The following is an 871-nucleotide window of genomic DNA, read 5'->3' as shown; positions in this document are numbered from 1 at the left end:
ATTTATCGGTAATACATACTAAACCTATTTTTTTATCTTTCGAGGATAAGTGGGCAATGTTGACCATAGTTTCCATTTGGGGATCTAAAGCGATAGCCAGAACTCTTTGCTTTTGGTCGGAAAGGTAATTTTTTACTTCCTCAAAATGAAAAAAGGTAGTAACCACTAAATCTATCGATTTTAGTCTTTCTTTAAATTCATCAGGCTTTTGATAAATTTCATCTATTAAAATTGGTATTATAGCAATGCCGGTCCCCAGTTCCAATCCTTTGGAAAAAAAATGTAACTGCTCATAATTACATTCAATAAAGGCAATATTAATATTTTTTAATAATCTTTCTTTTTCTTCGATCCTATTATTTATTATCTTTTTAAACTCATCTAACTCAAAATTTAATTCTAAAGCCTCATTAATAGCAAAATCAATAATCTCTATAAGTTTTAGTCGAGTATTATTACCTTTTAGTTTATGCTGGTTAGAAACCCTTGGACCAGGACTAGGAAAAGTTCCTCGCCCTGGGGTGGATAATATCATATCTTCTAAAACTAACTCTTTATAAGCCATACTTACTGTATTTCTACTAACTCCTAATCTTTCTGATAAATCCCTTTCGGTAGGTAATTGTTCACCTTTCTTTAATTTACCCTCTTCTAATATTTTTTTTATCTGTTGTTTTATCTGAAGATATAAAGGAATTCCACTTTTTTTATCAATCTCTATTTTCATTGAAAATTTCCTCTTTAAAACTATTAATCCCTATTTTTATATTGGACTAATGGACTGATGGATTAGTCTTTTTAAATAATACCATATATTTTTAAAAAAGCAATAAATTTTTCCTTATTTTTTGCCTGGAAACAAAAAAATGGG

1 protein-coding gene is annotated in these 871 nt (G+C 28.8%); it reads right to left on the bottom strand.

Going from position 1 to position 871, the window contains the following annotated elements; all coding sequences use genetic code 11:
• Positions 1-727: GntR family transcriptional regulator (locus COZ07_RS01555; RefSeq protein WP_406606841.1), on the bottom strand; the 727-nt coding region annotated here is incomplete at its 3' end.
• Positions 728-871 lie beyond the last annotated feature (144 nt).

The organism is Candidatus Infernicultor aquiphilus (assembly GCF_002784285.1).
Classification (GTDB): Bacteria; Atribacterota; Phoenicimicrobiia; order Phoenicimicrobiales; family Phoenicimicrobiaceae; genus Infernicultor; species Infernicultor aquiphilus.
Note: the sequence above shows the minus strand (reverse complement) of the source record. Positions and strands in the feature narration are given on the sequence as shown.